This is a genomic window from Microbacterium salitolerans (genome assembly GCF_019720895.1).
Lineage (GTDB): Bacteria > Actinomycetota > Actinomycetes > Actinomycetales > Microbacteriaceae > Microbacterium.
Genome location: NZ_JAHKSH010000005.1, coordinates 282,435 through 298,029 on the forward strand (window position 1 = coordinate 282,435; position 15,595 = coordinate 298,029).

The window sequence follows — 15,595 nt, forward strand, 5'->3', positions numbered from 1 at the left end:
GCCAGCGGCCCCGGGGGATTCTCGTATCCGAGCGGCGTCAGCCCTCGAAGCGGTAGCCCAGGCCGCGCACCGTGACGAGCATCACGGGCTTCGACGGCGTCTCCTCGATGCGCGAGCGGATGCGCTTGATATGCACGTCGAGCGTCTTGGTGTCGCCGAAGTAGTCGGAGCCCCAGACCCGGTCGATGAGCTGGCCGCGCGTGAGCACGCGACCCGTGTTGCGCATGAGCAGCTCCAGCAGCTCGAACTCCTTCAGCGGCATGTTGATCTGCGCGCCGTCGACCGCGACCGTGTGGCGGTCGATGTCGAGCGTCACGCGACCGCCCTCGAGCACGTGCTCCTCGAGGTCCTCCTCCGCCGCCGCCGAACGCCGCAGCACGGCGCGCATGCGGGCGAGGAGTTCGCGCGATGAGTAGGGCTTCGTGACGTAGTCGTCCGCCCCGAGCTCGAGCCCCACGACGATGTCCACCTCGCTGTCCTTCGCAGTGAGCATCACAATCGGCACGGACGACGTGGTGCGGATCTGGCGGCAGACCTCGGTTCCCGGGATCCCGGGGAGCATGAGATCCAGGAGGATGACGTCGGCACCGTGGTCGCGGTACGCATGCAGCCCCTTCTCGCCGTCGTCGGCGATCTCGACGTCGTAGCCCTCGCGCTGCAGGAGATAGGCGAGCGGGTCGGCGAGATCGGGTTCGTCTTCCACGAGCAGAACACGCGTCATGCGGTCTCTTCCTTTCGTTGCGCAGGCGTCCTCTGCGAGTGCTTCTTGAGACGCTTTCCGCTCGTGGGATCCGGGGGCGGATCCGCGAGCGGAAGTCGGATGGTGAAGGTGGAGCCCTGGCCCTCGCGCGACCACAGGCGGACCTCGCCGCCGTGGCGCTGGATCGCATGCTTGACGATCGAGAGGCCGAGGCCCGTCCCGCCCGTGCGGCGCGAGCGAGCCTGGTCGGCCCGGTAGAAGCGCTCGAAGATGCGCTTCTGATCCTCCTCGCCGATGCCGATCCCCTGGTCGGTGACGGCGATCTCGACGGCGCCGTCGATCGCACGCACGCCGACGCCGACGCGGGACCCCTGGGGCGAGTACGCGATCGCGTTCGAAACGAGGTTGCTGACGGCCTCGATGAGCACGCGGCCGTCGCCGTGCACGAAGAGCCCGCGATCGCCTCCGGTCACCAGCTCGACCTCGGCCCCCGTCGCCGTGACCTGGTGCGCGTCGACGGCCGACTGGATGACCTCGTCGATCGCGACGCTGCCGACCTCGATGAGCTCGTCGGCGGCCTGCAGGCGGGAGAGGTTCATGATGCGGCCCGTGAGCTGCCCGAGGCGATCGGCCTCCGCCGACATGCGCTCGGAGAAGCGGCGCACCTGCTCGGGGTCGTCGGCCGCCATCTCGAGGGCCTCGGCGAGCAGCGCAATCGCGCCGACCGGGGTCTTGAGCTCGTGGCTCGTGTTCTGGATGAAGTCCTGCCGCATCTGCTGCAGCCGCTCCTGCTCCGAGATATCGCGCACCGACACGAGGATGAACCCCTGCCCCACCTGCGCGGCCCTGGCCACGACGAGGCGCCCTTCTCGGGACAGTCGGCCGACGCGGATCCGGAGCGTCTGCGACTCGGAGAGGCCCGCGTGGCGCGCCTCCTTCATGAGCGCTCGCAGCTCCTCCTGCTCGAGGCGCTCGCCCACGACCGATCCGACCCAGGTCGACGAGGGCGACGCCGCGATGACGGTGCCGGAGGGATCGGTGATGATCGCGGCATCCTCGAGCACGTCGAGCATCGCGGTCACGGCCTCGGGGAGGTGAGGGTGAGCCTCGGCCTCGGCGCGCGAACGAGCCCGCAGCGCGGCGAAGATGACGAGAGTCACGCCACTGCCGATGAGCACCCCCACGAGGAGGGCGAGCAGAGCTGCGGGCATGACTACAGGGTAAAGTCTTCGCACACCCCGGTGTGCACCGGAACCACAGCAGAACAGGGGCGGGCAAACGAGTGTTCACGAGGGTGACACCGTTCGTTCACCTTCACTCGACCTCATCGCCCTCACCATGCGCGACGCTGGGCGGAGCCGCCCAGCACGGCGCAGGAATCACCACGACCCGAAAGGCTTCCACGATGCGGGAAGTGTTCCACGACACCCTCGAAGACATCCAGAACCGACTCGCCGAGATCTCCGAGCTCGTGACGGAGGCGATCGAGAAGGCCACGAAGGCCTTTGCCACCGGAGACGTCGCCCTCGCCGAGGAGGTGATCGCGAATGACGACACGATCGACGCCCTCGTGATCTCGACCGACGAGATCGCGATCGAGACGCTCGCCATGCAGCAGCCGGTCGCACACGACCTCCGTGTCATCGTCGCGGCGCTTCGCGTCAGCGCATCGCTCGAGCGCATGGGCGACCTCGCTGAGCACATCGCGCAGCTCGTCCGCTCGCGCTACCCGGAGCGCGCCATCCCGAAGGGCCTGAAGAGCACCTTCGTGCGCATGGGAGAGCTCGACGTCGAGGTGGCGAAGACGCTGTCGCAGCTGCTGCGCACGCAGGACCTCACCTACGCGACGAAGATCCGCGACACCGACGACGACATCGACGAGCTGCACGCCTCCGTCTACGAGCGCGTGCTCGGCGACTCGTTCTCCGGCGAGATCCCCGCCGCGATCGATGCGACGCTCGCCAGCCGCTACCACGAGCGCTTCGCCGACCACGCGGTGTCGGTCGCGAAGAAGGTCATCTACCTCGCCACGGGCGACTGGGCCGGCGAAGAAGAAGCCAAGGCGGCCTCCGGCAGCTGAGGCGCAGGAGAAAGCGCCCTGCGGATCCCGTCGAGGATCCGCAGGGCGCTTCGTCGTGCGTCGTTACTTCTTGCCCTGCGACGCGACCGCGGCGGCTCCCGCCGCCGCCGCCTCGGGGTCGAGGTACCGACCGGGGCCGGCCGGCGTCATGTCGTCGTTCAGCTCGTAGACGAGCGGAATGCCCGTCGGAATATTCAGTCCGGCGATGTCGTCGTCACTGATGCCGTCGAGGTGCTTCACGAGACCCCGCAGCGAGTTGCCGTGCGCGGCGACCAGGACCGTCTTGCCGGCCTGGAGATCCGGGACGATCTCGCCCTCCCAGTACGGCAGCATGCGGTCGATGACCAGCTTGAGCGACTCGGTCGCCGGCAGCTCGCCGTCGATGCCGATGTAGCGCGGGTCGTCCGTCTGCGCGAATTCGTCGTCGGCGTCGATCTCGGGCGGCGGCACGTCGAAGGAGCGACGCCACTCCATGAACTTCTCTTCGCCGTAGGTCTCGAGCGTCTCGGCCTTGTCCTTGCCCTGCAGCGCGCCGTAGTGCCGCTCGTTGAGGCGCCACGAGCGCTTCGTCGGGAGCCAGAGGCGGTCGGCGGCGTCGAGCGCGATGTTCGCGGTCTGGATGGCGCGGCTCAGGAGCGATGTGTGCAGGACGTCGGGAAGCACGCCCTGCTCCTTCAGGAGCTCGCCTCCGCGCTGTGCCTCGCCTCGCCCCTTCTCGGTGAGCCGCACGTCGACCCATCCGGTGAACAGATTCTTCTCGTTCCAGGTGCTCTGCCCGTGGCGGAGCAGGATCAGGGTGTGCGTCATGCCCTCCATGCTACTGAGGAGCACGCCGGATGCCGACGTCCCGCGCTCCGCGGAAAGCCCGCTCACGCGCGATCGTCGTCGTGCTCGTCCACGGTCGCGGGCTGGTCGGCGAACACGCCATCCGACTCGTTCTTGAACAGGTCGACCGTGTAGATGAGCACGCACAGCAGGATCCCCGCTCCGAAGCCCCACGCCGCCCCCTTCACGGCGAGGATCGCGCCGGTGATGCCGGCGACGCCGAGATCGATCCTGCTGGCGGCCTGCATGATGCCGACGCGGATCGACACGAAGCCCTGGATGAGCAGCGTGAGCGCCAGAGCGACGCCGAGGATCGGCTCGAGCAGCGACACGATCGGCAGGAGGAACAGCCCCGTGTTCGTCCCCCAGCGGAACCAGCCGGCACCGCCGTAGATCGACTGCATGTACTTCGGGCCCTTCTTGTAGCGCTCGGTCGTCGTGACGTGCATGGCCGCCCAGAGGGGGCCGCACATCGCATTGTCCGGTCCGAAGATGCTCATCAGGAGGTTTCGTCCGCCGAAGATGAGGTGGGCGCGGTTCGGGTTGTACACCACCTTCTCGTCGGGGCGGAAGGCGTCTGCCTCGCTGAGCACGGCCTTGGCCTGGATCACGTCGCCGAAGACGACGATGTAGGCCGCGAGCACCGTGGGGATCGCTGTGAGGAACATCATCAGCGGGGGCAGGCCCACGCCGAACACCGTGTACTCCGTGAACATCGTGACGAAGTCGGGCGTCGAGATGCCCCACTCGATCGTGGGCCACGGCGCCTCTCCGAACAGCGGCGCGACGAAGACCGCCACGAGGATCGCGGGCAGGATGCCGAGGCTGCCGAGGAAGTCAGCGAAGCGGCTGCGCGTCTGCAGGCGCTTGAAGGCGTTCGAGTACATGAGGAAGAACGCGATGCCGACGGCGATCGAGATCGTCCAGGGGAACGTGTCGAAGCGCCCGCCGGCGGCGAACACGCCCTGCACCGCGGCGAAGCCGGCGCCCAGCACGATCCCGGCGCGCAGCGCGTTGGGGATGATGTGCACGACCTTCGCGGCGAGCCCCGTCGCGCCCATCACGATCGAGAAGACGCCGAGCATGAGCTGGAACGAGATGAGCGCGTGCACTCTCTGCTCGACCGGGAACTCGTTGAGATAGAGCGTCAGCAGCGGGATGGCCGGGGTGATCCACCCGGGGATCACCGGGTCGCCCAGCATGTGGTGCAGCAGATACAGCAGGCCGTTGAGGACCACGATCGCCAGGGCCGCCTCGAAGGGCATGCCGAGCAGCTCCTGCATGAGCGGGATCGCGCCGAGATCGACGGCGCACATCACCAGGCCCTGCGAGTAGTCGCGCCACTCGAATCGGTAGTGCGCGAACGGCAGGCGGACCTCGAAGGGCCCCGCCTTCCATGGCTTCAGATAGGTGCGTGACATGGGTGTCTTCCTGTCAGGGACGGCGGCGCTGCCGCCCGGTGTGCGTGCTGTGGGGTGCGATGTCAGTCGAAGACGATCACCTGGCGGACGGCGCGGCCCTCCGCCAGCTCGTCCATGGCGTCGTTGATCTCGTCGAGGCGGATCGTGCGGCTGATCAGCTTCTCCACGGGGAGCCGGCCCTCTCGCCACCACTCGATGAATCGGGGGATGTCGCGTGCCGGGATGGCGGATCCGAGGTAGCTGCCGATGATCGTGCGCGCCTCGCTCGTGACCGTCAGCGGCGAGATCTCGCTCACGGCCTGCGGGTTCGGAAGTCCCACCGTCACGGTGCGGCCGCCGGGGCGCGTCGCACGGAAGGCCGTCTCGAACGCCTTCGGGTGACCGGCGCATTCGAGGGCGTGATCGGCCCCGATCCCCCGTTCTGCCACCTCCGCCGGGGTGTGCGCCGCGTCGGCGCCGAGCCGCCGCGCGAGCTCGAGCTTCTCGGGGAGCGCGTCGACGGCGATCACGGGCCCCGCCCCCTCCGCCACGGCCGAGATGAGGGCCGAGACGCCCACGCCGCCGAGGCCGACGATCATGACGGATTCGCCCTGCTCGCGGCGGACGGCGTTGAGGAGGGCGCCGCCGCCCGTGAGCACGGCGCAGCCCAGCACGGCCGCGATCTCCGGCGGGACGTCGTCGCCGACCGCGACAACCGACGCGCGATCGACGACGGCGTGCGTCGCGAATCCCGAGACGCCGAGGTGGTGGAAGACCTCCTCGCCGCCGCGCGACAGCAGCCGGGATCCGCTCAGCAGGGTTCCGGCGCTGTTCGCGGCCGTCCCCTTCTCGCAGGGAAGCCTGCCGCCCGTGCGGCACCCGTCGCAGTCCTCGCAGCGCGGCAGAAAGGCCATCGTCACGCGGGAGCCGACGTCGAGATCCGTCACCCGGGATCCGATCTCCTCCACGATGCCCGCGGCCTCGTGGCCGAGGAGCATGGGGACCGGGCGCACGCGATTTCCGTCGACGACCGACAGGTCGGAATGGCAGATCCCCGCGGCCTCGATCCGCACGCGCACCTCGGTGGGGCCGACGTCGCCCAGCTCGAGCTCTCCGATCGTGATCGGCTGCGACTCCGAGTAGGGCGACGGCCGCCCGATCTCCTCGAGCACGGCTCCGGTGATGCGCATACGGCTCCTTCTGAGGGAACGAGCCGTCGATGCGGTTGCCCCATCGCGGCCCGCGGCGTTCCTGCTGACCTCGTGCCAGTAGCGGGCCGATGCACCCGGCGAGATGGACGCCTGCCCATGAATGGAACAAGATGATGTGCATGAATGACATGCGCGGATCCGCGGGACGGCCGCGCGAGGAGCTGCTCCAGACACTGCTCGACACGGCGACCGACATCGCGGCGCTGCACGACGTCGAGGACGTCCTGCAGGCGATCGTGCGCCGCACGCGCGCGTTCCTCGGCACCGACATGGCCTACCTCAGCCTGACCGACCACGACCGCGGCGAGACGTACATCCGGCAGAGCGACGGCGTCACGACGCCCGGCTACCGCACACTTCGGCAGCCGCTCGGCACGGGCGTGCTCGGGCAGATCGCTCGCGGTGTCGCGCCGTACCAGACGAGCGACTACCTGGCGGATCCGTCGATCCATCACATCGATGGCATCGACGACGTCGTGCGGGCCGAGGGCGTGCGCGCGATCATGGGCGTGCCGCTCACGGTCGGCGGTCGCGCGCTCGGCGCCCTGGTCGTGGCGGAGCGCTCGCCGAGGGCGTTCACGCCGGAGGAGATCTCCGACGTCGACTCGATCGGTCGTCACGCCGCGGTCGCGCTCGACAACTCGATGCGGTTCGCGGAGCTGGCGCGCCTCGCCGACGACCTGCAGCGCGAGAAGGAGCAGCGCGCCGAGCAGCTCGACATGATCGGGGCGATGCTCGAGCTCGACGACCGACTCATCGACGTCGTCACGATCGCCCCCGACCTCGACCGGATCCTCGCGGTCGGTCGCACGGCCGTCCCGTACGACCTGGTGCTCCGCGGTCGCGAGGAGAACGTCCTCGCCGCGACCGGCGACGTCGCGAGCACAGCGGAGACGTCGTCTGTTCCCGTGCGCACCCGCGGCGAGCGCCTCGGCTCCCTCCTCGCCCACGGCGTGCTGACGATGCCCGAACGCGCGCTGCTCGAGCGCATCGCCGCGCACGCGTCGCTCGCGATCCTCTTCACACGGGCGCAGGCCGACGCCGACCTCCGCCTCCAGACCGAGGTGCTCGGAGATCTCATCGCGCGCCCCGATGCCCCGCACGAGCACCTCGAGCGCTGGCTGAGGCGATGGGGAATCGAGCCGCAGGAGCCGCTGTGGGTCGTCGTGCTCGACGTGCCCGCCGCGGAGCGTCATCGACGGGTCGAGGCGATCCGCGCTCTCGGGACGCGCTCCGTGATGATGGCGTCACACGACGACCACGTCTGTCTCGTGACCCCCGATGCGGACTGGCAGGAGCTTCTGCAGTCTCTCTTCACCGCGCGCGGGTGGGCGCTGACGGCCGGCGTCGCCGGCCCCGTGGACGATGTCTCCCGGCTCGCTGACGCCCACAGCCGGGCGCAGCTCGCCCACGGATCGCTCATCACGCTGGGCCGCACCGGGGTGATGGACTCCGCCGAGCTGGGGATGCTCGGCGCCCTGCTCGACCTCGCCCGTCGCGGCGAGATGCCCGCGAGCCTCACCGCGGGAGTCGAGCCGCTGCGCGACTACGACCGCGCCCACGGCACTGCGCTCACGCGCACGGCCTTCGTCTTCCTCGAGAGCGACGGCAGCGTGGCGCGGGTCGCGCGTCTGCTGCACCTGCATCGCAACACCGTCCGCCAGCGCCTCGACCGCATCTCCGCCCTGCTGGGCGACGACTGGGATGCGTCGCCGCGCCGGCTCGAGATGCACCTCGCGCTGCGTGTGATCGACGCGACAGCCTGACGCGGGGTCACTCCCCGGCGCGCGCGGTCACACTCGCGGCAGCTCGTGCGCCGCGTCGGATCGGGCCTCCCCCGCCGCGACGAGCAGGTCGACGACCATGGGGCGGAGCGACACGACGACGTTCTGGTCGCCGAGCTGCGCACGCGGCAGCAGCTCAGCGGGATCCAGTCGCCGCGCGATCGCGCACAGCGCGTCCTGCGCATCCTGCTCGCACGAGGGATCTTCGAGACACTCGGCGACGAGTGCCGTCGCTCGCTGCACATCCCCGATGAGGTCGGCGAGGGCGGGCCGCTCGATCCCGTCTTCGACGGCATAGTGAGCGCGGCGCGCGACGACCCGCAGATTGCGCGTGGCGAGATCCATCGCCTCCTGGATCCTCACCAGCCGCGCGAGCTGCTGCCGGCGCGCCCGCAGGAACGGCGAGACCTGCGAGATGGCGCGCCCCGACTCGAGCGACGTCGCCCACACGCCGAGCGGCGTCTGCAGCTCCCGCGCCTTCTGCAGGCCCCGCTCGGCGCGCAGACGATCGCCGCGGCGCAGCCCCTGCGCGACGCGGGACATCGCGCGGTCGGCGTCGGCGAACGCGATGTGCGCATCGCGCAGGATCGCCCGCATCGGGTTGCGCGGGAGCAGCGCGGTCACGAGGAGCGCCATGATCCCGCCCACGGCGCCGTCGAGGATCCGCATCCCCGTGAAGGTCCCGAGCGGGAGCATGAACGCGATCGCCGACTGGATCGCCGCCGAGATCGGGAAGCCCGGAGAGGGCGATATGAAGCGGGCGATCACGAGGGTGAGGGTGAGGACGACCGCGAGCTCCCACCAGCCCGGCCGCAGAAACAGCAGCGCGATCTCGGAGATCGCGATGCCCGTCAGCATCCCTGCGACCGTCTGGATGACCTTCGACGGACGAGCGTCTCGCAGGAGCCCCAGGCTCGAGATCGTCACCGTGACGGCCAGCAGCGGCGTCGTATGCCCGATCAGCACGTGCGCGATTCCGTACGCCGCCGATGCCGCGATCACGATCTGCGCGATCGCGGCCCACGACTCGCGCAGGCGCAGGAGCCCCACTCGCGGGCGATACCCGGAGTGCCACCTCGCCGGAAGGACCTCGGTCAGCGGATCGGATTCGGACACGTGCCGAGACTACTGCGCGCAGGGAGCGAGTGGATCAGGCGGGAGGCGCGGCCTGCGCGCGCCGCGACAGACGCGTCAGACGCGGGACCTCGGCGGTGCGCCCCGCGTCGCCCGGAACGATGACCTCCTGCGACGCCGGAATGCGCGTGCCGTCGTGGTCGACCGCGAGGTCGGCCTCCGGCGGGGTGCGGCGCCCGACGATCGCGAGCGCGATCGGACCGAGCTCGTGGTGGCGCGCGGCCGAGGTGATCCGCCCCGCCTCGGTCTCGCCGTCGAAGACCACGTCGCCGCGCTCCGGCAGCACGCTCTCGGATCCGTCGAGGTGCAGCATCACGAGTCGGCGCGGGGGGTGGCCGAGATTGTGCACCTTCGCGACCGTCTCCTGACCGCGGTAGCAGCCCTTCGACAGGTGGACGGCCGTGCGGAGCCAGTCGGACTCGTGCGGAATCGACCGCTCGTCGACCTCGTTCTGCCAGCGCGGACGCCATGCGGCGATGCGCAGCGCGTCGATCGCCAGGGCGCCCGTGACCGGCACCTCGGCGAGCGCCTGCGCGCCCTCGTCGTCGACGAGCGCCTCGGCCCAGAGGAAGCGAGCGCCGGGGTGCTCCTCTGCCTGCGCGTACTGCCAGCCTCCCGCGGTCACAGCAGCCCAGGGATCCGTCCACACCAGCGGGACCTCGCCCGTGTGCACCGCCGCCGGCACAACCTGGTCGAACGCGGCGCCGCCGCGCATCACGCCGACCACGCGCAGGTCATCGCGCTGAGCGATCTCGACCTGGGCGCGGAAGCGCATCATCGTGAGCCACTTCGTCAGGGGCTGCGCATCACCGCGGTCGACGAGCAGCCACATCGTGGAGCCGTCGTCGAGGACGGATGCGGCGTGTTCGACGCGTCCCTGCGGATCGAGCACGAGGAGCTCGCTGCTCTCTCCCGGCTGGATCGCACTGACCGACTGCGACGTGATCGAGTCGAGCCACGTGCGGCGGTCGTCGCCCGAGACGGCGACGACGGCGCGGTCGGCGCGCGGCGCGATCGCCTCGCCCGCTTCGAGACGGCGCTGCTCGATGGAGGGTGCGCCCGCATGCAGGAGCAGGCCATCGTCGTCGGCGACGACGCCAGGGCGGGAGAGGAACGGATCCGTCATCAGTCGACCTTCGCGAGTCGCGCGGACGCGTGCGACGCGAGCTCGGAGCCGAGCGCCGCGATGTCCCATGCCCAGAGGAGGTGGCCCTCGACGAGGCCGTAGAGGCGCGTCGCGGCGCCGTAGTGCTTCGCACTCGCGGTGCGCACGACCGCGTCGGTGCCGAGGTCGATGCGGGGCCCATCGACCTCGCCGATGTAGAGCTCCTGCACGCCGTCGGAGTGCGAGATCACGACCTCGAGAGGGAAGCCGCCGTCCGTCGTCCGGAGTGCCTCGACGTCTTCCGCCGTGCGCTCCGCAGCCGACGCGAGCGCCGGGAGCAGTCCGGGCCCCGGCTCCGCGTCACCGGCCGCGCGCGCGAGGCGCCAGAAGCCGGACTCGGAGACGAGACGCTGAGCGGGACGGTCGCCGTCGGCGAGGAGCGTCGCTGATGCCGAGTAGTTGAGGAAGGGCCCGCCATCATGGCTGAAGCTCACGCGATGGGTGAACTCACCCGCGTAGTGCGTGTCGCCGACGTGGTAGTCGATGACGCCGGTGCCCTCCCACACGCCGACAAGCCATGAGAGGGGGACGAGGTCGGCGGGGATGTCTGTGGGGATCTCGATCATGGTGATCCCAGCGTATCCGCCTTGCGGCCACCGAGGGCGGGCACGGCGAAGCGCCGCCGTGCGGCGGCGCGGAGGGGAAGCGCTACTTCTGTCCGCGGAAGAGGTGGACGAGCACGGAGCCCGACACGAAGGCGATCGCGAGGCTCGCGAGACCGAGAAGCCCCACGAAGAACATCTCGAGGGCGAACACGTCGACGTCGGCGAGGAATTCGAGCATGCTCACACCTTAGCGCGTCGCCAAGACCGAGAACATCGTCACGCTGCGGGAAACATTTGCAGGCCGGTCGCGACCGCGCCGAGCAGGGACTCGATGAGCGACACGATTCCGAGGAGCAGGACGCACCCGAGCGACGCCGTGGCCGTGCGCAGGAGGAATCCGTCCGAGCGTCCGATGATGAGCTGCACGATGAACGTCACGATCAGGCAGATGCCCGCCGCGGCGGCGTACCAGTCCCACTGCAGCGAGATCGGCGCGAAGACCGCGACGAGGATGGCGAGCACGAACGCGACGCCCCACGGCAGAAGGAGGCCCTGGCTGGCGGCGATGCGCGCGTAGATCCCGCTTCCGGCGCGCTTCGGCGTTCCTGCGGCGTTCGTCATGCGGCCCCTCCCCTGGCGTCCGCCCCGCGTGACGCGAGACCACGCTCCATTCTGCCCGACGCGGCCTCCTCCTGGGGGCCGGTTCGCGTTCAGCCGCCATTCAGACTTCCCCTATCATGGGGGGCACCGCAGGGCCCGGACCCCCGGCCGGCCCGAAAGGAAGTACTCGTGGCTCAACTGCTCGTTCTCAGCTCCTCGACCGATCCCGGCCCCGTCGTCCCCGCGCTCGAACTGCTCAGCCACCGGGTGCGGCAGATCCCCGCCGAGCCCGCTCAGCTCGTCAACGCACCGGCGGCGGACGTCATCTTCGTCGACGCCCGCGGCGACCTCGTGAGCGCGAAGTCGCTCTGCCGGATCCTCAACACGACCGGGCTCGACGCGCCGCTCATCCTCGTCATCACCGAGGGCGGCCTCACGGCCGTCTCGCCCGAGTGGGGCGTCGACGACGTCATCCTCGTCGGCGCAGGTCCTGCCGAGGTCGACGCCCGCATCCGCCTCGTCATCGGTCGCCAGGAGCTGGAGCCGCAATCCACGCGCATCCAGACCTCGGGCATCTCGATCGACGAGTCCTCCTACTCGGCCAAGGTCCACGGCAAGCCGCTCGACCTCACCTACAAGGAGTTCCAGCTCCTCCACTTCTTCGCCACGCACCCCTCCCGCGTGTTCACACGCGAGCAGCTGCTGAGCGAGGTGTGGGGCTACGACTACTTCGGCGGCACGCGCACGGTGGACGTGCACGTGCGTCGTCTGCGTGCGAAGCTCGGCGACCTCGACCAGCTCATCGGCACCGTGCGCAACGTCGGCTATCGCTTCAACGTCCACGAGGACGAGCAGGCGCCCTCGTCGCGCTCCCGCACCGGGCCGGCGTCGACACGTCAGGCGACGCAGAACTCCTGACGGCGCGGTCGAGCCGTCTCGGACCCGTTCACCTGCGCGTCTCCCGACGGTGCCAGGATGGGACCCATGAGCGACACCACGATCGTCGACGCCGGACTCGGCGACTCAGAAGACGATGACTTCGACGAGCTGATCGAGGTCGACGAGTCCGATCTGCCCGACCACCGCTTCCTCGACCGCGAACTCAGCTGGCTCGCGTTCAATCAGCGCGTGCTCGAGCTCGCCGAGGATCCGCTCGTGCCGCTCCTCGAACGGGCCAACTTCCTCGCGATCTTCGCGAGCAACCTCGACGAGTTCTTCATGGTGCGCGTCGCCGGCCTCAAGCGCCGCATCGTGACCGGCCTCGCGGTGCCGAACAACATCGGCACGGCGCCGCAGAAGGTGCTCGAGCACATCGCCCGCGAAGCGCACGCCCTGCAGGAGCGCCACGCCGCGGCATGGAACGACAGCCTCCGCCCCGCGCTCGCCGACGAGGGCATCGAGATCGTCTCGTGGGACGAACTCACCGAGCTCGAGCGCGCGGGGCTCTACGAGTACTTCCAGCAGCAGGTCTTCCCTGTCCTCATGCCGCTGGCCGTGGATCCGGCGCACCCCTTCCCGTACATCTCGGGGCTGTCGCTCAACCTGGCCGTGCGGATCCGCCACTCGCGGACAGGGCGCGAGGAGTTCGCACGCATCAAGGTGCCGCCCATGCTTCCGCGCGTCGTCCGGATCGCCGAGGAGGATCCGTCGAGCGATCGCGTGCGCTATCTGCCCCTGGAGGAGCTCATCGCCGAGAATCTCGGCGAGGTCTTCCCCGGGATGGAGATCCTCCAGCACCACACGTTCCGCCTCACGCGCAACGAGGACATGGTGATCGAGGAGGACGAGTCGGAGAACCTCATCCAGGCGCTGGAGTCCGAGCTGCTGCGACGCCGGTTCGGCCCGCCGATCCGGCTCGAGATCACCGAGGACATGGACGAGGTCACGCTCGGGCTCCTGCTGGACGAGCTCGACGTCTCGGAGCAGGAGGTCTACCGGCTGCCCACGCCCCTCGACCTGCGCGCGCTGTTCCAGCTCGGCAGAATCGACCGCCCCGAGCTTCGCTACGCCAAGCACGTCCCCGTCACACCGCTCGCGTTCCAGCCCGCCGACAGCGACTCGAAGCACGCCAAAGCCGACGTCTTCCAGGCCATCCGCAAGGGCGATGTCGTCGTGCACCACCCCTACGAGTCGTTCACGACGAGCGTGCAGGCGTTCCTCGAACAGGCCGCACGGGATCCGCAGGTGCTCGCGATCAAGCAGACGCTGTACCGCACGTCGGGCGACAGCCCCATCGTGCAGGCGCTCATCGACGCCGCCGAGAGCGGTAAGCAGGTGCTCGCGCTCGTCGAGGTGAAGGCGCGCTTCGACGAGGCCAACAACATCGAGTGGGCGAGAATCCTCGAGAAATCGGGCGTGCACGTCGTGTACGGCCTCGTCGGCCTCAAGACCCACTGCAAGATCGCGTCCGTCGTACGCGAGGAGAACGGCCAGCTGCGGCACTACACGCACGTCGGCACCGGCAACTACAACCCCAAGACGAGCCGGATCTACGAAGACGTCGGCCTGTTCACGTGCGATCCGGTCGTGGGCCGCGACGTCACGCGCCTCTTCAACGAGCTCAGCGGCTACGCGATCGAGAAGAAGTTCTCGCGCCTTCTGACCGCGCCCCTGCATCTGCGCAAGGGGCTTCTCAAGCTCATCGATCGCGAACGCCGCCACGCGGCCGCCGGAAAAGCCGCGCAGGTGCGCATCAAGGTCAACTCCATGGTCGACGAGGAGATCATCGACGCGCTCTACCGCGCCTCCATGGCGGGCGTGAAGGTCGATGTCTGGGTGCGCGGGATCTGCAGCCTCCGCGTCGACCTGCCGGGGGTGAGCGACAACATCCGCGTACGCAGCGTGCTGGGCCGATACCTCGAGCACGCGCGCGTCTTCGCGTTCGAGAACGACGGATCCCCCGAGCTGTTCATCGGCAGCGCCGACATGATGCATCGCAACCTCGACCGCCGCGTCGAGGCGCTCGTGCAGGTGACGAACACGCAGCACATCACGGACCTGACGGCGTTCTTCGATCTCGCGATGGACGACGGCTCGGCGACCTGGCACCTCGGCGAGAGCGGCACCTGGACGCGACGCCATCTCGACGACGACGGCACTCCCCTCCTCGATGTCCAGGACCGCACGATGACCCTCATCCAGCGGCGCCGCCGCGCGCGCCGGGCGCGGGGGTGACGATGGCGAGCGCACGCACCGGATCCTCGTCCCGGACTCGCCAGAAGTCGACGGTGTACGCGGCCGGCGGGGTGATGTGGCGATACGAGGGCGACCGGCTCCTCGTGCTGCTCGTCGAGCGCACGAAGTTCCGCGACGTGTCCTTCCCGAAGGGCAAGGTCGATCCGGGCGAGACGCTGCCCGAGACGGCCGTGCGGGAGCTCGAGGAGGAGACGGGCGTGCGCGGATCCCTCGGTCCGTCGCTCGGCACCGTGCAGTACCACATGCCCTCCGGGCGCGAGAAGGTCGTGCAGTACTGGGCCGTCGAGACGACGCCCGAGGCGCTCAAGGCCTCCACCTTCCAGCCCAACAAGGAGATCTCGGCCCTCCAGTGGGTCACCCCTGGCAAGGCGCGGAAGAAGCTCAGTTACCCGATCGATCGCCAGGTCCTCGACGGCTTCGAGCAGCTCGTCGCGGCGGGCGGGCTCGGCACCTTCGCCCTGGTGCTGATGCGCCACGGCCAGGCGGAATCGCTGTCGTCCGCCGCATCCGACGCGGAGCGCGCCCTCACGCCGCGCGGAGAGAAGCAGGCCCACGGAGCCGTCGGCCCCCTGCGCGCGTTCGGCGTGCGCCGCATCATCTCCTCCACGGCGCGGCGCTGCGTGCAGACCGTCACCCCCGTCTCGCGCGCCCTCGGTCAGCGCATCCACGACACCGACCTCATCAGCCAGGACGCGTGGGAGCGCTCGGATGGCGACGTGCCGTCGATCGTCGACAAGCGGATCCGCAAGGCCAAGCCCGCCGTCCTGTGCTCGCACGGGCCCGTGATCCCGCAGCTGATGGAGGCGATCGCCGAGGCCACCTCGACGCCGTTCTCGCGCGAGCTGTCGGCGGCGGCGTCTCTCCGCACGGGGGCCTTCACGGTCGTGCACGTATCCCGCGCGGATCCGTCGCACGGCATCGTCGCGATCGAGTCGCACGCTTCGACCGCCTAGGCT

General features: G+C 69.7%; 15 protein-coding genes. 5 read left to right on the forward strand and 10 right to left on the reverse strand.

From position 1 onward, the window contains the following. Positions 1 to 37 precede the first annotated feature (37 nt). Together KOL93_RS13340 and KOL93_RS13345 are read right to left on the reverse strand one after the other, a co-directional pair. Positions 38 to 721: a response regulator transcription factor gene (locus tag KOL93_RS13340; RefSeq protein WP_221585881.1), complete on the reverse strand. Its 684-nt coding sequence runs from the start codon at positions 719 to 721 to the stop codon at positions 38 to 40. Next, positions 718 to 1,911: a sensor histidine kinase gene (locus KOL93_RS13345; protein WP_221585882.1), complete on the reverse strand. Its 1,194-nt coding sequence runs from the start codon at positions 1,909 to 1,911 to the stop codon at positions 718 to 720. The genes KOL93_RS13340 and KOL93_RS13345 overlap by 4 nt, the downstream gene beginning before the upstream one ends. Positions 1,912 to 2,105: 194 nt before the next feature. Here KOL93_RS13345 and phoU point away from each other — a divergent pair, with 194 nt between their 5' ends. After that, on the forward strand, positions 2,106 to 2,780 hold the full coding sequence (phoU, locus tag KOL93_RS13350) for a phosphate signaling complex protein PhoU (RefSeq protein WP_221585883.1): 675 nt from the start codon (positions 2,106 to 2,108) through the stop codon (positions 2,778 to 2,780). 63 nt (positions 2,781 to 2,843) lie between these two features. Here the strand turns inward: phoU and KOL93_RS13355 are convergent, their stop codons facing one another. The 3 genes from KOL93_RS13355 to KOL93_RS13365 form a co-directional block, all read right to left on the reverse strand. Next, positions 2,844 to 3,587: a phosphoglyceromutase gene (locus KOL93_RS13355; RefSeq protein WP_221585884.1), complete on the reverse strand. Its 744-nt coding sequence runs from the start codon at positions 3,585 to 3,587 to the stop codon at positions 2,844 to 2,846. Positions 3,588 to 3,649: 62 nt separating this feature from the next. Further along, positions 3,650 to 5,026 (reverse strand): hypothetical protein, encoded by a 1,377-nt coding sequence (locus tag KOL93_RS13360; protein ID WP_221585885.1) that lies wholly within the window; start codon positions 5,024 to 5,026, stop codon positions 3,650 to 3,652. Positions 5,027 to 5,088: 62 nt separating this feature from the next. Beyond that, complete coding sequence (locus KOL93_RS13365) at positions 5,089 to 6,195, reverse strand: alcohol dehydrogenase catalytic domain-containing protein (protein ID WP_221585886.1); 1,107 nt, start codon at positions 6,193 to 6,195, stop codon at positions 5,089 to 5,091. A 140-nt stretch (positions 6,196 to 6,335) separates the two neighbouring features. On the opposite strand from KOL93_RS13365, the gene KOL93_RS13370 reads away from it, so the two are divergent. After that, positions 6,336 to 7,982: a helix-turn-helix domain-containing protein gene (locus KOL93_RS13370; protein ID WP_221585887.1), complete on the forward strand. Its 1,647-nt coding sequence runs from the start codon at positions 6,336 to 6,338 to the stop codon at positions 7,980 to 7,982. Between the two features lie 27 nt (positions 7,983 to 8,009). On the opposite strand, the gene KOL93_RS13375 is transcribed toward KOL93_RS13370, so the two are convergent. The 5 genes from KOL93_RS13375 to KOL93_RS13390 form a co-directional block, all read right to left on the reverse strand. After that, positions 8,010 to 9,116, reverse strand: coding sequence for an FUSC family protein (locus tag KOL93_RS13375; protein WP_221585888.1), 1,107 nt, complete (start codon positions 9,114 to 9,116; stop codon positions 8,010 to 8,012). A 34-nt stretch (positions 9,117 to 9,150) separates the two neighbouring features. Beyond that, positions 9,151 to 10,260 carry a CAF17-like 4Fe-4S cluster assembly/insertion protein YgfZ gene (gene ygfZ / locus KOL93_RS13380; RefSeq protein ID WP_221585889.1) on the reverse strand — a complete coding sequence of 370 codons (1,110 nt, stop codon included), beginning with the start codon at positions 10,258 to 10,260 and terminating at the stop codon, positions 9,151 to 9,153. Beyond that, a complete protein-coding gene (locus KOL93_RS13385) occupies positions 10,260 to 10,865 on the reverse strand; it encodes a nitrobindin family protein (protein ID WP_221585890.1) in 606 nt (201 codons plus the stop codon). The genes ygfZ and KOL93_RS13385 overlap by 1 nt, the downstream gene beginning before the upstream one ends. 82 nt (positions 10,866 to 10,947) lie before the next feature. Further along, positions 10,948 to 11,082, reverse strand: coding sequence for a hypothetical protein (locus KOL93_RS16255; protein WP_260406564.1), 135 nt, complete (start codon positions 11,080 to 11,082; stop codon positions 10,948 to 10,950). 38 nt (positions 11,083 to 11,120) lie between these two features. Then, entirely contained in the window at positions 11,121 to 11,465 is a 345-nt protein-coding gene (locus tag KOL93_RS13390) for a hypothetical protein (protein WP_221585891.1), read from the reverse strand. 168 nt (positions 11,466 to 11,633) lie between these two features. On the opposite strand from KOL93_RS13390, the gene KOL93_RS13395 reads away from it, so the two are divergent. The 3 genes from KOL93_RS13395 to KOL93_RS13405 all read left to right on the forward strand — a co-directional run bounded on the left by KOL93_RS13395 (position 11,634) and on the right by KOL93_RS13405 (position 15,592). Further along, positions 11,634 to 12,362, forward strand: coding sequence for a winged helix-turn-helix domain-containing protein (locus KOL93_RS13395; protein WP_221585892.1), 729 nt, complete (start codon positions 11,634 to 11,636; stop codon positions 12,360 to 12,362). 66 nt (positions 12,363 to 12,428) lie between these two features. Further along, positions 12,429 to 14,618: an RNA degradosome polyphosphate kinase gene (locus tag KOL93_RS13400; RefSeq protein ID WP_221585893.1), complete on the forward strand. Its 2,190-nt coding sequence runs from the start codon at positions 12,429 to 12,431 to the stop codon at positions 14,616 to 14,618. 2 nt (positions 14,619 to 14,620) lie between these two features. Beyond that, positions 14,621 to 15,592, forward strand: coding sequence for an NUDIX hydrolase (locus tag KOL93_RS13405; RefSeq protein WP_221585894.1), 972 nt, complete (start codon positions 14,621 to 14,623; stop codon positions 15,590 to 15,592). The last annotated feature ends 3 nt before the right edge of the window (positions 15,593 to 15,595 follow it).

What these genes read in the sequence shown, in the direction of transcription:
- KOL93_RS13390 (WP_221585891.1), bottom strand. Translation starts at nt 11,465, where the DNA reads ATGACGAACGCCGCAGGAACGCCGAAGCGCGCCGGAAGCGGGATCTAC.
- KOL93_RS13370 (WP_221585887.1), top strand. Translation starts at nt 6,336, where the DNA reads ATGAATGACATGCGCGGATCCGCGGGACGGCCGCGCGAGGAGCTGCTC.
- KOL93_RS13345 (WP_221585882.1), bottom strand. Translation starts at nt 1,911, where the DNA reads ATGCCCGCAGCTCTGCTCGCCCTCCTCGTGGGGGTGCTCATCGGCAGT.
- KOL93_RS16255 (WP_260406564.1), bottom strand. Translation starts at nt 11,082, where the DNA reads ATGCTCGAATTCCTCGCCGACGTCGACGTGTTCGCCCTCGAGATGTTC.
- KOL93_RS13400 (WP_221585893.1), top strand. Translation starts at nt 12,429, where the DNA reads ATGAGCGACACCACGATCGTCGACGCCGGACTCGGCGACTCAGAAGAC.
- phoU (WP_221585883.1), top strand. Translation starts at nt 2,106, where the DNA reads ATGCGGGAAGTGTTCCACGACACCCTCGAAGACATCCAGAACCGACTC.
- KOL93_RS13355 (WP_221585884.1), bottom strand. Translation starts at nt 3,587, where the DNA reads ATGACGCACACCCTGATCCTGCTCCGCCACGGGCAGAGCACCTGGAAC.
- KOL93_RS13385 (WP_221585890.1), bottom strand. Translation starts at nt 10,865, where the DNA reads ATGATCGAGATCCCCACAGACATCCCCGCCGACCTCGTCCCCCTCTCA.
- KOL93_RS13365 (WP_221585886.1), bottom strand. Translation starts at nt 6,195, where the DNA reads ATGCGCATCACCGGAGCCGTGCTCGAGGAGATCGGGCGGCCGTCGCCC.
- ygfZ (WP_221585889.1), bottom strand. Translation starts at nt 10,260, where the DNA reads ATGACGGATCCGTTCCTCTCCCGCCCTGGCGTCGTCGCCGACGACGAT.
- KOL93_RS13340 (WP_221585881.1), bottom strand. Translation starts at nt 721, where the DNA reads ATGACGCGTGTTCTGCTCGTGGAAGACGAACCCGATCTCGCCGACCCG.
- KOL93_RS13405 (WP_221585894.1), top strand. Translation starts at nt 14,621, where the DNA reads ATGGCGAGCGCACGCACCGGATCCTCGTCCCGGACTCGCCAGAAGTCG.
- KOL93_RS13360 (WP_221585885.1), bottom strand. Translation starts at nt 5,026, where the DNA reads ATGTCACGCACCTATCTGAAGCCATGGAAGGCGGGGCCCTTCGAGGTC.